The 13,583-nt window shown below is 54.6% G+C and carries 14 protein-coding genes; 6 read left to right on the forward strand and 8 right to left on the reverse strand.

All coding sequences use genetic code 11. From position 1 onward, the window contains the following. The first annotated feature begins 76 nt into the window (after nt 1-76). From GA0061071_RS11690 to cysE, 5 genes are all read left to right on the forward strand, one after another. On the forward strand, nt 77-508 hold the full coding sequence (locus GA0061071_RS11690) for a rhodanese-like domain-containing protein (RefSeq protein ID WP_061492521.1): 432 nt from the start codon (nt 77-79) through the stop codon (nt 506-508). A 47-nt stretch (nt 509-555) separates the two neighbouring features. Further along, on the forward strand, nt 556-807 hold the full coding sequence (gene grxC / locus GA0061071_RS11695) for a glutaredoxin 3 (protein ID WP_061492522.1): 252 nt from the start codon (nt 556-558) through the stop codon (nt 805-807). Nucleotides 808-845: 38 nt separating this feature from the next. Next, nucleotides 846-1,313 (forward strand): protein-export chaperone SecB, encoded by a 468-nt coding sequence (secB, locus tag GA0061071_RS11700; RefSeq protein WP_017458193.1) that lies wholly within the window; start codon nt 846-848, stop codon nt 1,311-1,313. Continuing rightward, nucleotides 1,313-2,332: an NAD(P)H-dependent glycerol-3-phosphate dehydrogenase gene (gene gpsA / locus GA0061071_RS11705; RefSeq protein ID WP_061492523.1), complete on the forward strand. Its 1,020-nt coding sequence runs from the start codon at nt 1,313-1,315 to the stop codon at nt 2,330-2,332. Before secB ends, gpsA begins: the two co-directional genes overlap by 1 nt. A gap of 153 nt (nt 2,333-2,485) precedes the next feature. After that, nucleotides 2,486-3,307, forward strand: coding sequence for a serine O-acetyltransferase (cysE, locus tag GA0061071_RS11710; protein ID WP_061492524.1), 822 nt, complete (start codon nt 2,486-2,488; stop codon nt 3,305-3,307). 176 nt (nt 3,308-3,483) lie between these two features. Here cysE and trmL read toward each other — a convergent pair whose 3' ends face one another. The 8 genes from trmL to GA0061071_RS11750 all read right to left on the reverse strand — a co-directional run bounded on the left by trmL (nt 3,484) and on the right by GA0061071_RS11750 (nt 12,392). After that, entirely contained in the window at nt 3,484-3,957 is a 474-nt protein-coding gene (gene trmL / locus GA0061071_RS11715; protein WP_088238267.1) for a tRNA (uridine(34)/cytosine(34)/5-carboxymethylaminomethyluridine(34)-2'-O)-methyltransferase TrmL, read from the reverse strand. Nucleotides 3,958-4,329: 372 nt separating this feature from the next. Next, nucleotides 4,330-5,517 carry an FMN-dependent L-lactate dehydrogenase LldD gene (lldD, locus tag GA0061071_RS11720; protein ID WP_088238268.1) on the reverse strand — a complete coding sequence of 396 codons (1,188 nt, stop codon included), beginning with the start codon at nt 5,515-5,517 and terminating at the stop codon, nt 4,330-4,332. Next, nucleotides 5,514-6,290: a transcriptional regulator LldR gene (gene lldR / locus GA0061071_RS11725; RefSeq protein ID WP_061492528.1), complete on the reverse strand. Its 777-nt coding sequence runs from the start codon at nt 6,288-6,290 to the stop codon at nt 5,514-5,516. The genes lldD and lldR overlap by 4 nt, the downstream gene beginning before the upstream one ends. Beyond that, nucleotides 6,287-7,942 (reverse strand): L-lactate permease, encoded by a 1,656-nt coding sequence (gene lldP / locus GA0061071_RS11730; RefSeq protein ID WP_061492529.1) that lies wholly within the window; start codon nt 7,940-7,942, stop codon nt 6,287-6,289. Before lldP ends, lldR begins: the two co-directional genes overlap by 4 nt. 267 nt (nt 7,943-8,209) lie before the next feature. Next, a complete protein-coding gene (locus GA0061071_RS11735; protein ID WP_088238269.1) occupies nt 8,210-8,572 on the reverse strand; it encodes a YibL family ribosome-associated protein in 363 nt (120 codons plus the stop codon). A gap of 56 nt (nt 8,573-8,628) precedes the next feature. After that, on the reverse strand, nt 8,629-9,207 hold the full coding sequence (gene mtlR / locus GA0061071_RS11740) for a mannitol operon repressor MtlR (RefSeq protein ID WP_088238270.1): 579 nt from the start codon (nt 9,205-9,207) through the stop codon (nt 8,629-8,631). Nucleotides 9,208-9,215: 8 nt separating this feature from the next. After that, the gene (gene mtlD / locus GA0061071_RS11745; RefSeq protein ID WP_476737403.1) at nt 9,216-10,364 is read right to left on the reverse strand and encodes a mannitol-1-phosphate 5-dehydrogenase; all 1,149 of its coding nucleotides are present in this window, start codon (nt 10,362-10,364) and stop codon (nt 9,216-9,218) included. 117 nt (nt 10,365-10,481) lie between these two features. Continuing rightward, complete coding sequence (locus GA0061071_RS11750; protein ID WP_088238272.1) at nt 10,482-12,392, reverse strand: PTS mannitol transporter subunit IICBA; 1,911 nt, start codon at nt 12,390-12,392, stop codon at nt 10,482-10,484. 516 nt (nt 12,393-12,908) lie between these two features. Between GA0061071_RS11750 and GA0061071_RS11755 the strand changes: the two genes are divergently transcribed. Beyond that, a complete protein-coding gene (locus GA0061071_RS11755) occupies nt 12,909-13,517 on the forward strand; it encodes a glutathione S-transferase (RefSeq protein ID WP_061492534.1) in 609 nt (202 codons plus the stop codon). Nucleotides 13,518-13,583 lie beyond the last annotated feature (66 nt).

Here is a 13,583-nt window from a genome sequence, read left to right on the forward strand (position 1 = left end):
GGCTGTATTTGCCACACTGCGCAGGTATACTCCTTTCCTGGTTTTTTTATCACTCAGTCGGGAGTCGTTACCCCAGATGCAAGAAATTATGCAATTTATCAGCCGCAACCCCATACTGTGTATCGCCTGGGTCGCGTTACTCGGGGCCGTGCTGTTCACCACTTTCAAAGGCATCGCGTCTAAAGTGAAAGTGATTTCTCGCGGCGAAGCCACGCGTCTTATCAACAAAGAAGATGCCGTGGTGGTGGATCTGCGCCAGCGTGATGATTTCCGTAAAGGTCACATTGCAGGTTCCGTGAATTTGCTGCCAAACGAGATCAAAGCCAATAATGTAGGTGAGCTTGAGAAACATAAAAGCGCGCCGGTTATCGTGGTTGATGGCACTGGCATGCAGGCGCAGGCGCCGGCAAATGCACTGACGAACGCGGGCTTCGAAAAAGTCTACGTACTGAAAGACGGTATCTCCGGTTGGATCGGAGAGAACCTGCCGTTAGTTCGCGGTAAATAATTTGCCCGGCGGGAGATCTCCCGCGGGGTCAAATCTGGAGAAGAGTTATGGCCAATATTGAGATCTACACGAAAGCAACCTGCCCGTTTTGCCACCGTGCGAAAGCGCTTCTGAACAGCAAAGGCGTGACTTTTGCTGAGTTGCCGATTGACGGCGACGCGGTAAAACGTGAAGAGATGATTCAACGTAGTGGCCGTACAACGGTTCCGCAGATTTTTATCGATGCGCAGCACATTGGCGGCTGTGACGATTTATATGCGCTGGACGCGCGTGGCGGGCTGGATCCGCTGTTGCGTTAATGCTTTAAAGCACTACAACACTAAAGGGTTATTCACTCATGTCCGAACAAAACAACACCGAAATGACTTTCCAGATTCAGCGTATTTATACGAAAGATATCTCTTTCGAAGCGCCGAACGCGCCGCACATCTTCCAGAAAGAGTGGCAGCCGGAAGTGAAACTGGACCTCGACACCGCCTCTACTCAACTGGCGGAAGGCGTTTATGAAGTGGTTCTGCGCGTTACCGTAACCGCTTCCCTGGGCGAAGAGACTGGCTTCCTGTGCGAAGTGCAACAGGGCGGTATCTTCTCCATCGACGGTATCGAAGGTACCCAGATGGCGCATTGCCTTGGTGCATACTGCCCGAACATCCTGTTCCCGTATGCGCGTGAGTGCATCACCAGCCTGGTGTCCCGCGGTACTTTCCCGCAACTGAACCTTGCGCCAGTTAACTTTGATGCGCTGTTCATGAACTACCTGCAACAGCAGACTGGCGAAGGTGCTGAACAACATCAGGATGCCTGATGAACGCACTTAATGCTGCAATGACTGTGATCGGTGCCGGCTCTTACGGCACCGCTCTTGCCATCACCCTGGCAAGAAACGGCCACCAGGTTGTGCTCTGGGGCCATGACCCTAAACATATCGCGACCCTGCAGCATGATCGCTGCAATGCGGCGTTTCTCCCCGATGTGCCTTTCCCTGACACCCTGCAATTAGAAAGCGACCTTACGCGTGCACTCGCTGCCAGCCGCAATATTCTGGTGGTGGTGCCAAGCCATGTCTTTGGCGAGGTACTGGCGCAGATCAAACCGCTGATGCGCCAGGACGCGCGCATTGTCTGGGCAACAAAAGGCCTGGAGGCGGAAACGGGGCGTCTGTTAGAAGATGTCGCACGCGAAGTCTTAGGTCCGGATATTCCGCTGGCGGTGATCTCCGGCCCGACCTTTGCGAAAGAGCTGGCGGCAGGTTTGCCTACGGCGATTTCGCTGGCATCGACCGACCCGCAGTTCGCCGACGATCTGCAGCAGCTTTTGCACTGTGGCAAAAGTTTTCGCGTTTACAGCAATCCTGACTTCATTGGCGTGCAGCTTGGCGGTGCAGTGAAAAACGTGATAGCGATTGGCGCGGGCATGTCTGATGGCATCGGCTTTGGCGCGAATGCCCGTACTGCGCTGATTACCCGCGGCCTGACGGAAATGTCACGCCTGGGCGCTGCGCTGGGTGCCGATCCGGCAACCTTTATGGGCATGGCTGGTTTGGGCGATCTGGTGCTGACCTGCACCGATAACCAGTCGCGTAACCGCCGTTTTGGCATGATGCTTGGCCAGGGAATGGACGTGCAAAGCGCCCAGGACAAAATTGGTCAGGTGGTCGAAGGTTACCGCAATACCAAAGAAGTGCGCGCGCTGGCGCACCGGTTTGGCGTTGAAATGCCAATAACCGAGGAAATTTATCAGGTATTGTATTGCGGAAAAAATGCGCGCGAGGCAGCATTGACGCTATTAGGTCGTGCGCGTAAAGACGAGCGCAGCAATCACTAAATACACATTATCTTTCAGGCTGCTTCCTTGTTGGTTGCGCCTGCGCATCCCCAGTCGCTTACTTGCGTAAGCCGCCGGGGCTGCTCAGATTTGCTGTCCCGAGGCAGTCTGGCTGATGTTGCGTATTGAAACGCAGATATTCTGGAGTAAGCAATGGCGTGTGAAGAACTGGATCTGGTCTGGAACAATATCAAAGCCGAAGCCCGTGCGCTGGCGGATTGCGAGCCCATGCTGGCCAGTTTTTACCATGCCACGCTGCTCAAACATGAAAATCTGGGCAGCGCGCTGAGTTATATGCTGGCAAACAAGCTGGCCTCGCCGATTATGCCAGCTATCGCTATTCGCGAAGTGGTGGAAGAAGCCTATGCAGCGGATCCAGAAATGATTGCTTCCGCCGCTTGCGATATTCAGGCTGTGCGGACCCGCGATCCGGCGGTAGATAAGTACTCCACGCCGCTACTTTATTTGAAAGGTTTTCACGCGCTGCAGGCGTATCGGATTGGGCACTGGCTGTGGTTACAGGGGCGTCGTGCACTGGCGATTTTCCTGCAAAACCAGGTGTCGGTGAGCTTCCAGGTGGACATTCACCCGGCGGCGAAAATCGGTCGCGGCATTATGCTCGACCATGCAACCGGCATTGTGGTGGGGGAAACCGCTGTTATCGAAGATGATGTGTCGATTCTGCAATCGGTAACCCTTGGCGGGACCGGGAAAACGTCGGGAGACCGTCATCCGAAGATCCGCGAAGGTGTGATGATTGGTGCAGGCGCGAAAATCCTGGGCAATATCGAAGTCGGTCGCGGTGCGAAAATCGGCGCAGGCTCCGTGGTGTTACAGCCCGTACCGCCGCACACCACCGCCGCAGGCGTTCCGGCGCGCATTGTGGGCAAACCGGAGAGTGATAAGCCGTCGATGGATATGGATCAGCATTTCAATGGTATTAACCACGGGTTTGAATACGGCGACGGAATTTAATTTTCTGGCTATTTTACTCGCCGGCCTGACCCCGGGCAGTGCTTAAAATCCTCGCGTACTGTGTGTACGCTCCGTTTTTTTTCGCGCTGTCCGTGTGCAATTTGCCTTCGCCAATAACGCCAGAAAAGTGTTACCCACGTTTCCGATTAATACCCGCCACCCGACACGTTAACTTCTCAGCTTCGCAGTACCGCACCAGGGTAACCTAACTGGCGCCAGGCCTCATAGACCACCACCGATACGGCGTTTGACAGGTTCATACTGCGGCTGTCCGGCATCATCGGTATGCGGATTTTCTGCTCAGCAGGCAGCACATCAAGAATGGTTGCCGGCAGTCCGCGGGTTTCCGGACCAAACATCAGAAAATCCCCGTCCTGATAACTCACTGCGCTGTGTGCTGGCGTACCTTTGGTGGTCAGCGCGAACAAACGCTGCGGCTGCTCTGCGGCAACAAAAGAGGCGTAATCATGGTGGCGTTTCACGGCGGCGAACTCATGGTAATCCAGCCCGGCGCGGCGCAGGCGCTTATCATCCCAGGTAAATCCCATCGGTTCGATAATATGCAGGTTAAAGCCGGTATTCGCGCACAGGCGGATGATGTTCCCGGTGTTAGGCGGGATTTCTGGTTCGAATAAAACAATGTTTAACATAATGCTGCCCCTGATGATAACGCCGGGCAGAATAGCAGATTTTTCCCCTCACCCTAACCCTCTCCCCAGAGGGGAGAGGGGACAGGCTGGTGCGGATTTTCACTTTCGCTCCCCAGAGGGGAGAGGAGACAGGCTGGTGCGGATTCTCACTTTCGCTCCCCAAAGGGGAGAGGGGACAGGCTGGAGCGGTTTTTCACTTTTGCTCCCCAAAGGGGAGAGGGGACAGGCAGGAGCGGTTTTTCACTTTCGCTCCCCAAAGGGGAGAGGGGACAGGTTGGTGAGGATTTTCACTTTCGCTCCCCAAAGGGCAGAGGGGACCAACTGGCAGTGGTTTTCCCCCTCTCCCTTCCAGGGAGAGGGCCGGGGTGAGGGTTATGCCGCATCCCCATGTGCCAGCGGTGCCAATGCGGCGGGCAACTGACGCAACTCCTGCACCAGCGAATCTTTGCTGATTTCACTAATCGATCTCGCGCCGGTTAACGTCATCGCCACCTTCATCTCTTTCTCAATTAAATCCAGCAGATTTGCCACCCCCTGGCGTCCGTGCGTTGCCAGTGCGTAGAGATACGCACGGCCCAGCAAGACAGTGTCAGCACCGAGTGCAATCATACGCACGACATCCAGACCGTTGCGGATACCGCTGTCGGCGAGAATAGCGATATCCCCTTTGACCGCATCGGCGATAGCCGGTAACGCACGCGCGGATGAGAGTACGCCGTCGAGCTGTCGGCCACCGTGGTTGGAGACCACAATACCATCTGCGCCAAAGCGCACCGCGTCGCGAGCATCTTCTGCATCCAGGATCCCTTTGATCACCATCGGGCCATCCCAGAATTCGCGGATCCACTCCAGGTCTTTCCATGAAATCGAGGGATCGAAGTTTTTCGCCAACCAGCCAATGTAGTCTTCCAGGCCTGTTGGTTTGCCAAGATACGTTGAGATGTTGCCCAAATCATGAGGACGCCCGTTCATGCCGACATCCCACGCCCATTGCGGGTGTGTTACGGCCTGCCAGTAACGGCGCAGGGCGGCATTCGGGCCACTCATGCCGGAGTGTGCATCACGGTAACGTGCACCGGGTGTTGGCATATCGACGGTAAAGACCAGCGTGGAGCAGCCTGCCGCTTTGGCGCGCTCCAGCGCATTACGCATAAAGCCGCGATCGCGCAGGACATAAAGCTGGAACCACATTGGCCGTTTCAGGGTAGGCGCAACTTCTTCAATCGGGCAGACGGACACCGTTGACAGGGTAAAAGGAATGCCTTTCGCATCGGCTGCACCTGCGGCCTGTACTTCGCCACGTCGCGCATACATGCCGCATAATCCGACCGGTGCCAGCGCCACAGGCATCGAGAGTTTTTCGTTAAACAGCGTGGTGTCTAGACTGAGGTCAGACATATTTTTCAGCACCCGCTGGCGCAGCGCGACCTGGGATAAATCTTCAACGTTGCGGCGCAGGGTATATTCGGCATACGCGCCGCCATCGATATAGTGAAACAGAAACGGCGGCAGAATGCGCTGTGCTGCCGCGCGGTAGTCGCTGGCTGCGGAAATAATCATGCTTTTTTCTCCCTGGAGTGAATATGCTGTTCGTCCGGCAGACGGGTGATCCGCGCCTGTCGGGCCTGATCTTCATCGAACTGGCGAATGGTGGTGTGCACGAAGCCAAGATGGGCCATCATCGCCTGACGCGCGCCCTCGGCGTCTCCGGCAAGAATGGCGTTCATCACTGCCTGGTGCTGTTCGGTAAGCTGTGAAAATACGGGGGGAACCAGGTACATACGCTGGCGGCTCTGCTTCACGGAGGATTGCAGCAGGTCGAAAAAACCCCGCATCGTCTGGAGCAGCACCACGTTGTGCGACGCTTCCGCGATGGCAAGGTGGAAGCGCACATCCGCTTGTGACGCCAGGTCCGGATCGTCGGATTGTGTGGCGTCAAAACAGAGGACAATTTTCTCTTTGTCTGCATCCGTTGCGCGCATGGCCGCATGCCAGGCCGTGCTCGCTTCGATGGCGTGGCGCGCTTCAAGGATATCGAAGCTGTAATCCGGATCGTCATTCAGCAGTGTCTTTAACGGCTGCACAATGTTTTGTTCGGACCACTCATCGTGCTGCCAGCGCACAAAGGTGCCGCCGCCGCGACGACTCAGCAACACGCCTTCGCTCACCAGTCGCGACAATGCTTCACGTAATGAGTTGCGCGACACGCCAAGCTGTACGGCAAGCTGGCGCTCAGCGGGCAATTTCATGCCCGCTTCCAGTCGCTGCTCTGCAATCAACGCTCGCACACGGTCAACAACGTCGTCTGTCAGGCGTCTGGGTAACACTTTCATGGGATCATCCAGGTCAGCACATAGGCCTGAAGTGTCGTAATAAGACCGACCATACAGGTGAAAATCAGGCTGTGTTTAACGGTAAAGCGGAACAGATCTGACTCTTTCCCCACCAAGCCAACGGCCGCACAGGCAATGGCGATGGATTGCGGTGAAATCATTTTTCCGGTAACGCCGCCGGTAGTGTTCGCTGCCACCATCAGCACATCTGAAACGCCAATCTGTTGAGCGGCAGTGGCCTGCAAGGCGGCAAACAGCGCATTCGACGAGGTATCCGAACCGGTAAGAAATACCCCCAACCAGCCAAGGAAGGGCGAGAAGAAGGTAAAGGCGTTGCCGGTATGCGCCAGCGCTAATGCCAGCGTTGAAGAGAGCCCGGAGTAGTTGGAAATAAAGGCAAAGGCCAGCACCATTCCGATGGAGTAAATCGGCAATGCCAGATCGCGCAAGGTGCTGGTAAAGGTGCTGACTGCATCTTTTGGCTTCATGCGCAGCCAGATAATCGACAGGATAGCGGCAAACAAAATGGCCGTGCCGGTCGCTGAGAACCAGTCAAATTTATAGATAGCTGCGTAAGGCGTGGCTGCGCTCACCACCGGCGGCATACGGGCGACCAGCTTATCCAGGTGCGGTACGGAAACAGTGAACACCCAGTCATACAGCGCACCGCCAGGGGCGAACATAGCCTTGAACGGTGGGACGCTCCACAACGTGACGGTGGCGGTCAGAAACAGGAACGGTGACCAGGCGCGCAGGATCTGTCCGCCGCTGTAGTGGGTGCGTTGCAGATTGAGATCGACCTGCGATGCGCCCATATCGCCAAAACGGAAAATACGTACCGGTTTCCAGCGCTTGAGGAACAGCGTCAGACAGACCAGTGACACCAGCGACGAGATAATGTCCGGCAGCTCCGGGCCGATAAAGTTTGAACTCAAATACTGCGCAATGGCAAACGAACCACCGGCCACGATCACCGCAGGCCAGGTCTCTTTCACGCCGCGCCAGCCGTCCATAATCGCCATGATCCAGAACAGCACAATGATGGTCAGGAACGGCAACTGACGACCTACCATCTGGCCAATTTCAAAACTGTCCAATCCGGTGACTTGCCCGGCAACCAGAATCGGAATGCCCATAGCGCCAAAAGCGACTGGTGCAGTATTGACGATCAAACACAAACCGGCGGCATACAGTGGGTTAAAACCAAGCCCGACCAGCAGTGCAGCCGTGATCGCCACCGGTGCGCCGAACCCTGCCGCCCCTTCGAGAAACGCACCGAACGAGAAGCCGACAATCAGCATTTGCAGGCGCTGGTCCGGGGTGATTGAAAGAATCGACGAACGGATAATGTCGAACTGCCCGGTTTTTACCGAGATTTTATAGACAAATACCGCAGCGATAATGATCCAGGCGATTGGCCACAGGCCGTAGAAGAAACCATACACCACAGAGGCGAGGGCATGATCCAGCGGCATATCGTAGAACAGCAACGCGACTGCCAGTGCGATTGCCACGGTCCAGCTCGCAGCGATATAGCCTTTTAATTTGAGTTTGATGAGCGCAAAAAAGAAAAACAGGATCGGCAGTGAAGCGATCAGACTGGATAGCCAGATATTGCCGGCCGGGTCGTAATTCTGTTGCCAGAGATTCATGCAGGTCTCCTGAGAACCACCGTAAAACAGGCGAGCGGTAAGTCTGTGCTTATCTCTGCATCACATGTTTTGTAAAAGTGGTCCTGCCAGTGGTTGTGTGTAGGGTTTGTGATAACGAATGGTTATCCAAATGTTGCTATCTGGCAATTGGGATGTGACATGATTTTATGTAATTGTGAACAGCAGAGGAAATCAGAGGGTGATTGGTAGGGCCAATTTTGACAGCACTTGCTCCGATACAGGAAGCAAGTGCTGTGAACAGGATGGTCAGAAGGCGCTTTTGGCAAAGCCAGTCATGGCGTCGAGACCCATTTCACGCCCCAGCGCTGTCATCGGGTGTACGACTATCAGACCACGGACGCTTTTTTTCAATTTGCCGAGATCCGCCTGCTCTTTTTTGGTGATGGCCCGGCTGAACGGCATTTTCATCAGCTTTTGCGCTTCTTTGCTCAGCTTCTGGGTGTATTGCTCGCGCAGACGGAGGATTTCCGCTTCCAGCGTAGTTTTCTCTTTTTCCAGCTCAGCGTATTTGTCCGCCGCCTCAACTAACGAGAGATCGGCTTGCTGGTGGCGAATGGCGTCGAGGCGGTCGCTCAGACGCTTAATTTCGTTTTTTTCGACTTCTTTCATGGTGCCCGGTTTTGTTGGGGAATAAAAAGATAAGGATACAGCATTTATAACGGAGTTTACTTCTGGAATGCCTTTTTTAAGCTGATACGGGAAATCAACTCGGTGAGGGACAGCACCATCGTGGAACGCACCACCTGCTGGTAGCGCTGTTTTTGCATCGCAAAAAGGTCAGGATCGCTGGTATCGAACAGCGGTGTTGGCGGCAGGGCGGCAACGCAGTGCAACTCGCCAAAAGGCCCGAGGATTTCATCATCGGTAAAGGAATATTCCGTGCCGTCGTGGTTCAGTTCCTCGCGTAGCGCCATCAGCAGTTCCGCATCTTCATACTCCGGGCGGGAAATGACCCCAAGACCGTAAATCAGCTTCAAACGCACAGACAAATTGCCCAGCGGTCCATCTCCGTCAAGTAGCGGCTCAACTGCATATTTCACCGCATAGTCGTCTTTGCGGAATACCTGCAGCACCAGAATATTGATCGCCTCATTGAGCAACTCAACGGCGGCAATCAAAAAACTTCGCACGGTTTTGCCAGCATTCAGACGCTCGAGTACACGGTTTTCGAAGGCCTGCGTTTTTTCCATTATTGCCTGCATATCTGACAATTTCGTTAACAGGCGCGGGGAATCCCGCGCCATAGTCGGCATCATGCCTTTGCGTTATAGGCGTTGACGGCTTCGTTAACGACCGGGCTGTTGGCGTCCAGACCAGAAATCTGCGCCAGCGCAGCCTGCGGGCCTTTCTCGTCGATAAGCGCTGCCAGCTCTTGTGCTTGCGGATCCTGTTCGCTGCGGTAATGCATGGCGGCGGCAATGCCTTTCACCAGGTTCGCATGCGGCAGATTGTACTCCAGCGTGCCCAGCAGCGGTTTGATCAGACGATCGCCAGCGCTCAGTTTACGCAGCGGCTGACGTCCTACGCGCTCAACATCGTCTTTCAGATAGGGGTTTTCAAAACGACCCAGGATTTTCTGAATGTACGCGGCGTGCTTATCGGCATCAAAGCCATAACGCTTGATCAGTACCGCACCGCTCTCTTCCATCGCGCCTTTCACAACGGCACGGATGTTGGCATCCAGGATAGCGTCGCGAATGGTTTGAAGGCCGGTCTGTTTTCCAAGGTACGCGGTTATAGCATGCCCGGTATTCAGCGTGAAGAGCTTACGTTCAACAAATGCCATCAGGTTATCAGTTAATTCCATCCCGGGGATGTTCGGTAGCGCGCCTTTAAACTGGGTTTTATCCACAATCCACTCACTGAATGTTTCCACTGTCACTTCCAGCGGATCATGGGTGGCCGATTCAGAAGGCGGAACGATACGGTCAACGGCGGAATCGACGAAGCCGACGTGCTGATCAACCCAGGCTTTATCTGCATCCGCCAGCGCGGCAATGACATGGCCTTTCAGTTGCGTGGTGCCGCGCACCATATTTTCGCACGCGATGATATTCAGCGGCGTGGTAATGCCCTGTGCTTTACGTTTCGCCAGCCCTTTGGCGATAGCCGGCGCAATGCGTTCCAGAACGACCGGGCCAACAGCGGTGGTCACCAGATCCACGGAAGCGATCAGTTCAACAACCTCATCACCGATACTGCTGACGGCGTTGACACCGGAAACCGTATCCACCTGCTCATTTTCACCAACCACATGCACCTGATAGCTATGACGGGCATTAAGGGCGTCGAGAACCACCTGATTCACATCGGCGAATGTCAGTTCAATCCCCGCGTCGGCCAGTAATTTGCCGATAAAACCACGTCCGATATTTCCTGCGCCAAAATGCAATGCTTTCATAGTCTTAACCTTCATCAATGTTTTTACCCGAGAGGGCTGGGGTGAGGAACCACGAAAATTTCTCCTCACCCTAGCCCTCTCCCCAAAGGGGAGAGGGAAGAGGTTAGCGCCGGTCTGTTATTTACCGATCAGCGCCAGGACTTCTTCAACGCTGGTAGTATGCGCCAGACGTTCAATGACCGTCTCGTCATCCAGTGCGTTGGTCAGGCTGGTGATCACCTGGATGTGCTCGTTGTTGCGCGCAGCAATCCCGATGACCAGGCGGGCGATGTCTTCTTCACCCTCGCCAAAGCGAACGCCTTCCGGATACTGGCAGAACACCACACCCGTTTTCAGTACGCGATCTTTGGCTTCCACGGTGCCGTGCGGAACCGCGATAGATTCACCCAGATACGTCGGGGTCAGTTTTTCGCGCTCCAGCATGGCATCTACATATTCCGGCTGAACGTAGCCGCCTTTTACCAGTTGTTCACCGGCAAAACGGATAGCTTCTTCTTTGTTGCTCGCTTTGCGACCAAGGAAGATGTTCTCCGCACCCAGCTTGAACAGATTGCTGTTGGAGGCATCGAAGCTGTCCTGCAGGCTGCTGTTCACTTTGGTCTGGTTGTCGTTGTGGCGCTGTGCAGCCACCAGACGTTCAGTCAGACCGGTGTACAGGCCGCTGTCCAGGAAGTTGGTCAGGGAGATATGCTGCGCCTGCGGTGCCTGGCGCATAGCGCGCTCGGTCAGATCGCGGTGCGTAATCACCAGATCAACGTCAGAGGGCAGGCTGTTAATCGCGCAGTTGGTCACCGAAATATTGGTGAGGCCTGCATCCTGCACTTTCTTACGCAGTACGCCTGCACCCATGGCGCTGGAGCCCATACCGGCATCACAGGCAACGATGATTTTACGTACGTGGCTCAGGTCGTTGGTCACGTCGCCAGCCGCCAGCGGCGTTGCACCTTTGGACTGTGCTTTCATGTCCTGCATACGACGGGTAGCCGCTTCGATATCTTCATCCTCTTCTTTCACTTTGCTGGTTTTCAGCAGAATGGAGGCGATCACGAAGGAGACGATCAGCGCTGCGAAGATGGCTGTCAGGTTAGCGAAGTACGCACCTTTTGGCGTCATCGCCAGCACGGCCAGGATGGAACCCGGAGAAGCCGGAGACACCAGACCGCCATTCAGCACGCTCAGGGTGAACACGCCAGTCATACCGCCAAGAATAACGGCCAGCAGCAGACGCGGGTTCATCAGCACATACGGGAAGTAAATTTCGTGGATACCACCCAGGAAGTGGATGATAGCCGCACCGCCAGCAGACTGTTTAGCGCTGCCGCGGCCAAAGAACATGTACGCCAGCAGAACGCCCATCCCCGGACCCGGGTTTGCTTCGATCAGGAAGAAGATAGACTTGCCGATGTCATGCGACTGCTGAATACCCAGCGGTGAGAAGATACCGTGGTTGATGGCGTTGTTGAGGAACAGGATTTTCGCCGGTTCAACAAAGATAGACGCCAACGGCAGCATGTCATGCACAACCATGAAGTTAACGCCTGCCGACAGAACTTTGGACAGGACTTCAACCGCAGGGCCAATGCCGAGGAATGCCAGGATAGCGAGGATCATACCGATGATGCCAGCGGAGAAGTTATTCACCAGCATTTCAAAACCGGATTTGATCTTGCCGTCTACAGCGGCGTCAAATTTCTTAATGCAGAAACCGCCCAGCGGGCCGGCAATCATGGCACCGAGGAACATCGGCATGTCTGCACCGACGATCACGCCCATGGTGGTGATCGCGCCAACAACGCCGCCGCGATCGCCGCCAACCAGACGACCACCGGTGAAACCGATGAGCAGCGGCAGCAGGTAAGTAATCATTGGACCAACGAGTTTCGCCAGCGTCTCGTTTGGTAACCACCCTGTAGGAATAAACAATGCGGTGATGATACCCCACGCGATAAACGCGCCGATGTTAGGCATCACCATATTGCTAAGGAAGCGACCAAAGCTCTGCACCTTGATCTTGATATCGGATGACATAAAACACCCCTTCTTATGTTTGCTATCGCACAGGCCGGAAGCCCGAGGTTTGTTTGTTAATGTGGCGGCAGAGGTAGCCGGACCTGGGTTATCAGTGATGCGAAATCTCGCACCGAATGGGCGTACTGTCCAGATGGTGCTTTTTTGTGTGATCAAAATCACATTAATACAGGGGGATATCGGGTCTTTATGGTGATCATGGTCACAAAAATCGTGTGTAAAAAAAGAACAAAGAATAAAAAACAGGCTAAACAAGGCATTAAATGTGACTAACTTCGCATTTTCTATCGGGCACTTTGTTATTTATTTGTGATATTGATCACAAGATATTTTCGCCAGGACTTTTCTGAGTGTGATCGATCGCAAATTGTGTCTTTTTCAACCAGTTCGATTTGTAACTCCCTTTCATTTGCGGCTGTGGTGCTAATCTGGGCGGTAAAGTTTGCATATTGATGAAACGGTCTGATTCCGTTGGTGCATACTTAATTTCTTAGTTGGCGAAAAAAGGACCAGGCAATGAAACTGATTGGCAGCTACACCAGCCCTTTTGTACGCAAAATTTCGGTGATCCTGTTGGAAAAAGGGATCACATTCGAATTCATCAACGAACAGCCGTATAACGCCGTTAACGGCGTGGGGCAATTTAACCCCCTTGGCAAAGTCCCGGCGTTGGTGACCGATGACGGCGAAGTGTGGTATGACTCGCCGATTATCGCGCAGTACATTGATTTATTAGGTATTGCACCGGCGATGTTGCCAGCGGATGCGAAAGCCGCGCTAAAAATTCGCCAGCTTGAAGCACTGGCAGACGGCATTATGGACGCTGCGCTGGTGTCGGTGCGTGAGCTGGCGCGCCCGGTGGAGCAGCAGTCTGAAACCGAACTGCTCCGCCAGCGGGAAAAAGTGAACCGCGGGCTGGATGCGCTGGAAAGCTATTTGCGTGACGGAACACTGCATGTTGATAGCCTCAATCTGGCGACCATCGCGATAGCCTGCGCCATCGATTACATCAACTTCCGCCACGTTGCGCCCGGCTGGTGTGTTAATCGCCCGCTGCTGGTCAAACTGGTGGAAAACTTGTTCCTGCGTGAGAGCTTCGCCCGCACTGCGCCGCCAAAGGCGTGATAACCATGATGTCCGCCTGAACAAAGTCGCTGTACAATCCCCTCACGTCAAATTGCCCCTGACGGG

Origin of the sequence: Kosakonia oryzendophytica, assembly GCF_900094925.1 — a bacterium.
GTDB classification, from domain to species: Bacteria; Pseudomonadota; Gammaproteobacteria; order Enterobacterales; family Enterobacteriaceae; genus Kosakonia; species Kosakonia oryzendophytica.

Coding starts and splice junctions, on each gene's coding strand:
- GA0061071_RS11690 (WP_061492521.1), top strand. CDS start 77: ATGCAAGAAATTATGCAATTTATCAGCCGCAACCCCATACTGTGTATC.
- grxC (WP_061492522.1), top strand. CDS start 556: ATGGCCAATATTGAGATCTACACGAAAGCAACCTGCCCGTTTTGCCAC.
- secB (WP_017458193.1), top strand. CDS start 846: ATGTCCGAACAAAACAACACCGAAATGACTTTCCAGATTCAGCGTATT.
- gpsA (WP_061492523.1), top strand. CDS start 1,313: ATGAACGCACTTAATGCTGCAATGACTGTGATCGGTGCCGGCTCTTAC.
- cysE (WP_061492524.1), top strand. CDS start 2,486: ATGGCGTGTGAAGAACTGGATCTGGTCTGGAACAATATCAAAGCCGAA.
- trmL (WP_088238267.1), bottom strand. CDS start 3,957: ATGTTAAACATTGTTTTATTCGAACCAGAAATCCCGCCTAACACCGGG.
- lldD (WP_088238268.1), bottom strand. CDS start 5,517: ATGATTATTTCCGCAGCCAGCGACTACCGCGCGGCAGCACAGCGCATT.
- lldR (WP_061492528.1), bottom strand. CDS start 6,290: ATGAAAGTGTTACCCAGACGCCTGACAGACGACGTTGTTGACCGTGTG.
- lldP (WP_061492529.1), bottom strand. CDS start 7,942: ATGAATCTCTGGCAACAGAATTACGACCCGGCCGGCAATATCTGGCTA.
- GA0061071_RS11735 (WP_088238269.1), bottom strand. CDS start 8,572: ATGAAAGAAGTCGAAAAAAACGAAATTAAGCGTCTGAGCGACCGCCTC.
- mtlR (WP_088238270.1), bottom strand. CDS start 9,207: ATGGCGCGGGATTCCCCGCGCCTGTTAACGAAATTGTCAGATATGCAG.
- mtlD (WP_476737403.1), bottom strand. CDS start 10,364: ATGAAAGCATTGCATTTTGGCGCAGGAAATATCGGACGTGGTTTTATC.
- GA0061071_RS11750 (WP_088238272.1), bottom strand. CDS start 12,392: ATGTCATCCGATATCAAGATCAAGGTGCAGAGCTTTGGTCGCTTCCTT.
- GA0061071_RS11755 (WP_061492534.1), top strand. CDS start 12,909: ATGAAACTGATTGGCAGCTACACCAGCCCTTTTGTACGCAAAATTTCG.